Below are 7078 nucleotides of genomic sequence, written 5' to 3'. Positions count from 1 at the left end.
CCGCAAAAGGATTGTTTCCTATCAAAGGCTCTCCTGTTAAAACCGCATGGCCTAGTCCTAGCATCTCTTTTTGTCTGACATATGTAAAGGTACATCTGTCTATCATTTCATCAACTTCTTTTAAAAGGGGTTCTTTTAAAGAACCTTTTATTTTGTTTTCAAGTTCGGGGTTTTTATCCAGATAATCCTCAATAGCCCTCTTGCTTCTTCCCGTTACAAAACCTATTTCAAAAATTCCGGCGTTCATACACTCTTTTATACCGTAATGGATAAGGGGTTTATTAACCACCGGCAGCATCTCTTTTGGCACCGATTTTGTAGCCGGCAAAAACCTGGTCCCATACCCGGCAGCTGGAAAAAGAGCCTTTTTTATCATTAAACTACCTTTTTTGTTTTTGCTATTTTACAATAATTATCTTTAAGTAATAAATAAGTAACAGTTTTATTGTATAATTTTGTTTCAAAAATTTTAAATAAACTATAAAGGTTATACAAAAATGAGTGTACAGACAATAAAAGTAAAAAAACAAAACGATTCCCCTAAAGATGAAATTAGAAAAATATTAAAAAAATTTAAATCTATTTTTTTCCAAGTTGGTATATTCAGTTTTTTTATTAATTTATTAATGTTAGCAGCCCCTATATACATGCTTGCAGTTTATGATATTGTTATGCCTGCTAAAAGTATAGACACTTTATTGGTAGTAACAGCAATTATTATTCTTTTTTTCATTTCGATGGGAATACTAGATTTTATTAGAAGTAAAATTTTAATAATAACAGCAAACAAACTTGATACACTGTTAAATCAAAAAGTATATAATGCCGCTTTTGAAATGGCTTTAAAATATCCGGGTAAAATAACAACGGAGCCTATAAACGATTTACAAACAATAAAAAATTTTTTATCAGGCCCTGCAATTATCTCATTTTTTGATGCTCCATGGTTTCCTATATATTTAGCGATTATGTTTGCATTTGATCCTATTTATGGCGTATATGGATTAGTAGCCACCATAATAATTATAGCTTTTACAATTATAAATGATTTTGTTACTAAAAAAGGTTTAAAAGAATCTATAAACGCCAACAGAAAAGCTCAAAATAAATTCCTAAATCAAATAAGAAACGCCGAAGTGGTAGAAGCTATGGGTATGAGAAAACCACTGTTTAAAAGATGGATGAAAGATTATTATCATTATTTAGAAACCCATACGGAATCTACATCAAAATCTTCTTTTTATACCAATTTAAGTAAATCTTTTAGAATGATGTCATCGTCTTTAATGTACGGTGTTGGAGCGGTTCTTGCTATAACAGGTCATATAAGTCCTGGAATGATTATCGCAGGTGCGGTATTACTCGGAAGAGCTCTTGCACCTATAACACAACTAGTTTCCACTTGGAAAACTTTTACAGCGGCAAAAGAGTCTTATGTTAAACTAAATTCTTTATTATCGGAATTCAATGAAGAAGAAGATAAAAAAATATCCCTCCCTGAACCAAAAGGAGCATTAAGTTTTATTAATGTTGTAACAGTTCCACCTTTATCCCAAGAACCTGTATTAAAAAACATAACTTTCCATATTCAACCTGGAGAAACTATAGGAATTATAGGTCCAAGCGGTGCGGGAAAATCCTCTTTAGCCAAAACCGCGCTTGGTATATGGAAACCAGCGGCAGGAGAAGTAAGACTTGACGGAGCAGAAATTTCCCAATATAAAAGAGACGAAATAGGACCTTTAATGGGATATCTTCCTCAGGACATAGAATTATTCGAAGGTACTATTGCTGAAAACATAGCACGATTTACCAATGCAGACGATGCCAAAATAATAGAAGCCGCTAAACTTGCCGGTGTTCATGAAATGATAGTAAAAATGCCAAAAGGATATAACACTAAAATCGGTCCTGGAGGAGCCACTTTATCAGGTGGGCAAAGACAGAGAATAGGCCTTGCAAGAGCTGTTTTCGGTAATCCTAAACTAATCATACTGGACGAACCGAACTCTAATCTCGACGATATAGGAGAAAAAGCTCTCATTCAGGCCCTTATTCAACTAAAACAGAAAGGAAGCACTATATTGTTTATAACTCATAAAACCAACATTTTAAATCTTGCAGACAAAATATTATTTTTACAAAATGGAATGCTAAAACTTTTCGGACCTAGGGACCAAGTTTTATCGCAATTAAGAAAAGGGTGATATTATGGAAAATTTAGAACAAAAACTCTCTCATAAAAAAGTTTCTTTCGCAGGTATTATTTTAATATTTCTTATTTTCGGAGTATTTGGAGTATGGTCCGTAGTTGCTAAACTCGATTTAACGGTACAAGCTCCCGGGCAAATTATTGTAAAAAGTCATCCTAAAGATATTCAGCATATTAAAGGAGGAACTATAGATAAGATATATGTAAAAGAAGGTGATTATGTAAATAAAGGAGATAAATTACTGACCCTTGACACTTCACAAATAAAAGAACAACTCTCTTCCACAAAATCGGAATATCAACATATGTTAGCATCAAAAATAAGAATTGAAGCTCAATTAAATAATAAAAAGCTTATATTTCCTCCGGATATAAATACTTCCATAAAAAAAGAAGAGTATAAAATATTTAAAAATCAACTATCCAATATAAAAGAAAAACTCAAGGATTTTAATCATCAAATAAACTCTTTACAAGAAAACATCAACTCTCTTATATCTATCAAAAAAACAAAAGAAGAAATTTTAACCTCTTATCAAAAAGAATTAAAAGATATGAAAATTTTATATTCAAAAGGCTTCCTAAATAAAGATAAGTTAACTGATTTACAAAGAAAAATAATTCAAATAAAAGGAGATATTCAAGATATAGAATATCAGATTAAACAAAAGCAATCCCAAATAAAAGATTTAGCGGCAAAGAAAAACATCACCCTATCAGAATATAAAAAAGAATTGCTTGCCAAATTAAAGGATATCAATACAAAATTACCTTCACTCCATAGTAAAATAGAAATGCTTAATACAGAAATAAACAAAAGCACCGTTTATGCTCCTTCAAACGGATATGTTCAAAATATGAAAATCCACACTTCAGGCGAAGTAATAGCCCCTTATAAAACAATTATGCAGATAATCCCAAAAAGCGATAAATTAATTATAGAAGCCCATATTTCCCCTCTTGATATAGAAAAAGTAAAAGTAGGAGAAAAAGCAGAAATAATGTTTGCATCATACGTAGACCCTTCTGCAAAACCAGTGGAAGGAAAAGTAATTTATGTATCCCATGACATTATAAAAGATGAAAAAAACCCTCAAAATTCTTATTATAAAGCATATATAGAAATTACTCCTCAAGGATTAAAAGCAATAAAAGAAAATAATTTTAAAATAATTCCGGGAATGCCCGTAACGGTATTTATCAAAGCAGGTAAAAGAAGCTTTATTTCTTATATTTTATATCCTCTTCATCAACTATTAAAAGGCGCATTCCATGCAAATTAGAATAATTTTTTTAACCATAATATTTTTTTCTTACTCTTTTGCTTCTTTATACGAACTTTACAAAGCTACATTAAAAAATAATTACAAACTAAAAAGCATCCATTACCAGATAAAAGCCCAAGAGTATAAACTAAAAGAAGCAAAAGATAATTATTTTCCTACTTTTTCCCTTAATACAAGTTACGGTTTAGACAAATACCAATACAATTATCCTACAAAGACTATAAGATACAATTCCAAAACATATTCATATACCTTTTCCATAAAACAACCGTTATACGTACCCAAAATTTTTGCCTTAATAAAAGATAACAAACTAAAACTAAAATATCAAAAATTACAACAAAAAAAACAACTAAACGAAATTCTTAAAGAAATATCCATATCTTACATTGATTTAATTACTTATACTCAACTACAAAAGATTCAAAAACAAAAAATAGATTACCTTAAAAAAGTTTTAGAAGAAATTTCTCTTAAGTTAAGTTTAAAACTCTCCACAATAGACGAATACACATATACAAAAGCTCTTTTGCAAAAAGCTAACTCAGAATATAAAACCTCTAAACTTATGATAAAGTTCTTAACCAAAAAATTAGAACTTCTCACTTTTTGCAAAAAAATATCATATCCTTCCCAAATATCAACCTTACCTGCAATTCCCCAAAAAATAGACATAAATAACAGTTATGACCTTAAAACAGCAAAAATAAATATGCAAATAAGTAAAAACGAAATACAAAAAAGAAAATATGACAAATATCCAAATATAAATTTAAGCACCAGTTATTCCGATACAGATTCAAGCGATTCTATCACAAGAAGAAAAAATTTCAGAGCTTTTATAGAACTCAGTATGCCTATTTTTAATAAACAAACAAATGATTCTATAGAAGAAGCAATACAGCTTTATCAAAGCAGTGTATATGATTATAAAAATCTTTATAATGAATTAATTACTCAAAAAGAACAAACTTATTTAAATATTAATAAACTTTTAAGTACTATAAAAAGCGATAAAGCTGAAATAGAAAATAAAAAAACTCTTTTAAAAAAGGCTGAAATAAGTTATAATTCAAAGCTAATTCCGCTAAGTTCTTTTATCAAAGCGAAAAATGATTACTTAGACGCAATAGTAACCTTAAAAAGAGATTACGGAGAGCTGTTTAAAAATTACGTATATCTCTTTTATTTAGAAGGTTCTTTATCTAAAAACATAGAAAAAATAAGTAAATTAATACAAGGAGAATAAAATGGCAAAAATAAAAATAGATAACAAAGAATACAATATAGAAGACCTTAACGACGTAGCTAAATTACAGATTAACAACATTCAATATGTTGATCAAAAAATAAATGATTTAAAAGCTCAGATAGCAACATTAAACGCGGCTAGAGAATATTATACTGCTATTTTAAAAGCAAACCTGCCAAAAGAGACCGCAGAAGAAGAAACAATTAAATTTGACGAGGAGTAAATTTTTTGCAAGAAACTATTATAGGACAACAGTTTACCCCTGTTTATGACCCTAAAGAAGACAGAATCAGATTAATTATAAACATCAATTATCCCACAAGACACGATATTTGGATTACAAGAAGATTTTTAATTAATCTTCTTGATAACGTGTCTCATCTTATAACTGACAATATCAAAACTCAACAAACAACTTCACCACAAAACCAAAATACAATACCTCAAAAAATATATAAATTCCGTAAAAAACCTAAATTAATTGAAGAATTAAATATTTCTTACAATAAAGATACCAATACTTATAATCTTTTAATTAAAGACGCAAAAACATCCATAGAATCAGCTTTAACGCCTGAAGACTTAAATAACCTCATAAAACATTTAATAAAACCGGTTAAATACGAATGGGGATTACATATTTAATAACTTCCTTTTTTTTGTAAAACTACAATAAAAGTTTTTAAGAAAATATATATATCAAGGCATAAATTTCTTTTTTTTATATACCACTTATCTAAAACCACTCTTTTTGAAAAAGGAATTTCATTTCTTCCGGTAATCTGCCAAAGTCCCGTTATCCCCGGCTTCAGAGAAATATAAAACTTAAAAAAATCTTTATCATCTATAATTTCATCCAACAAATAAGGTCTGGGACCAATTAATGTCATATCTCCTTTTATAACGTTAAAAAACTGAGGAAGTTCATCTAAAGAAAATTTTCTTAAAATTTTTCCGAGTTTAGTAATTCTGGGGTCATTTTTAAGTTTTTTATACATAAGCCATTCCCTGAGTAAATTTTCATTTTCTTTTAAATGCTTTTCCAAAACTTTATCAGCATCTTTCACCATAGTCTGAAATTTATAAATATAAAATTCCTTTCCTCCTTTTCCTACTCTTTTTTGTTTAAAAATAGGATTTCTTTTTTCTATCAACAGAATTATTAGATATATTATTAAAATAACAGGAAAAAATAATATAAGAAAAAATAAAGAAAAAACATACTCTAAAACATATTTAACTTTTAAGCTCATATGATACTTTCTAAAAAACTTTTAATTTTTTCTTCAAATTTATTCACATCAAATTTCATAGAATGCTCTCTTATAGCAAAATAATCAAATGTTCTTTTATTAAAATCATTGACAGCTTTTATTATATTTTCTTCATTTTGTTCATTAAATAAAATTCCGCTAACTCCGTCTATAACGCTTTCAGCCGTCCCTCCTTTATTCAAAGCTATAACAGGTGTTCCGCATGCCTGAGCTTCCACCGGAGCAATACCGAAGTCCTCTTTAGCGGCATAAACAAAAGCTTTTGCTCTTTTAAGAATATTTACCTTTTCCTTATGAGACACATAACCCTTAAATATAATATTATCGCCCGCCATTTTCATTAATTTTTCTTTTTCTTCCCCCTCTCCGATAATAATAAGTTTTTCTCCTAATCGATTAAAAGCTTTTACCAATAAATCCACTCTTTTATATCCCACAAGCCTGGAAACAGTTACGAAATAGTTTTCTTTAGTCTTTTCAAAATCAAAAAGATTAATATCTACAGGAGGATAAATAACCGCTGCATCCCGGGAATAAATTTTTTTTATTCTTCTTTTTACGAAATTAGAATTTGCAATAAAATAATCAACCCTGCCCACAGAAGCAAAGTCCCATATCCGTATTTTATGCATCAACAACTTAAATAACATCTTTTCCAGCCCGTTTAACTTTTCCATATAATCAAAATACATATCCCAAGCATATCTCATAGGCGTATGACAGTAACAAACATGTATCTGTTCTGAAGTAGTCAAAACATTTTTAGCAACTGAATGTGAAGAACTTAATATAACATCATATTTTCTTAAATCAAAACTTTCTATTGCATAAGGAAATAAAAAAAGCATTTTTCTAAAATGTTTTTTTGCAAAAGGAATATTTTGTAAAAAAGAAGTAATAATATTTTTATTCCCCACTATAAGTTTTTTTTCTTCAGGAGATAAAAAATCAACCAACGAATAAATATCCGCGGTATTAAAAACTTTTATAAAACTTTTTACACATCTTTCCGCCCCGGCGTATTTATCAAGCCAATCCGCAATAATAGCCATTT

Annotated in this window: 8 protein-coding genes; 5 read left to right on the top strand and 3 right to left on the bottom strand. The window is 29.1% G+C overall.

Going from position 1 to position 7078, the window contains the following annotated elements:
- Positions 1–376, bottom strand: a 376-nt coding sequence (locus tag ACXJH6_RS09100) for a sugar phosphate nucleotidyltransferase (RefSeq protein WP_456471444.1), incomplete at its 3' end; no start/stop codon positions are given.
- Between the two features lie 121 nt (positions 377–497).
- Here ACXJH6_RS09100 and ACXJH6_RS09095 point away from each other — a divergent pair.
- The 5 genes from ACXJH6_RS09095 to ACXJH6_RS09075 are packed head-to-tail and all read left to right on the top strand — an operon-like array spanning position 498 to position 5395.
- Entirely contained in the window at positions 498–2207 is a 1710-nt protein-coding gene (locus ACXJH6_RS09095; RefSeq protein WP_456471443.1) for a type I secretion system permease/ATPase, read from the top strand.
- 4 nt (positions 2208–2211) lie between these two features.
- Positions 2212–3495 carry an HlyD family type I secretion periplasmic adaptor subunit gene (locus ACXJH6_RS09090; protein ID WP_456471442.1) on the top strand — a complete coding sequence of 428 codons (1284 nt, stop codon included), beginning with the start codon at positions 2212–2214 and terminating at the stop codon, positions 3493–3495.
- Positions 3485–4747, top strand: a complete 1263-nt coding sequence (locus tag ACXJH6_RS09085) for a TolC family protein (RefSeq protein ID WP_456471441.1) — start codon at positions 3485–3487, stop codon at positions 4745–4747. Before ACXJH6_RS09090 ends, ACXJH6_RS09085 begins: the two co-directional genes overlap by 11 nt.
- Before the next feature lies 1 nt (position 4748).
- Positions 4749–4973: a DUF6447 family protein gene (locus ACXJH6_RS09080; RefSeq protein WP_456471440.1), complete on the top strand. Its 225-nt coding sequence runs from the start codon at positions 4749–4751 to the stop codon at positions 4971–4973.
- A 5-nt stretch (positions 4974–4978) separates the two neighbouring features.
- The gene (locus ACXJH6_RS09075; RefSeq protein WP_456471439.1) at positions 4979–5395 is read left to right on the top strand and encodes a hypothetical protein; all 417 of its coding nucleotides are present in this window, start codon (positions 4979–4981) and stop codon (positions 5393–5395) included.
- Here the strand turns inward: ACXJH6_RS09075 and ACXJH6_RS09070 are convergent.
- Positions 5392–6003: a sugar transferase gene (locus ACXJH6_RS09070; RefSeq protein ID WP_456471438.1), complete on the bottom strand. Its 612-nt coding sequence runs from the start codon at positions 6001–6003 to the stop codon at positions 5392–5394. The genes ACXJH6_RS09075 and ACXJH6_RS09070 overlap by 4 nt on opposite strands.
- Complete coding sequence (locus ACXJH6_RS09065; RefSeq protein ID WP_456471445.1) at positions 6000–7076, bottom strand: glycosyltransferase; 1077 nt, start codon at positions 7074–7076, stop codon at positions 6000–6002. The genes ACXJH6_RS09070 and ACXJH6_RS09065 overlap by 4 nt, the downstream gene beginning before the upstream one ends.
- Positions 7077–7078: the final 2 nt, after the last annotated feature.

The sequence above is a fragment of the Caminibacter sp. genome (assembly GCF_053999135.1).
This window is presented reverse-complemented; position numbering and strand designations above follow the sequence as displayed.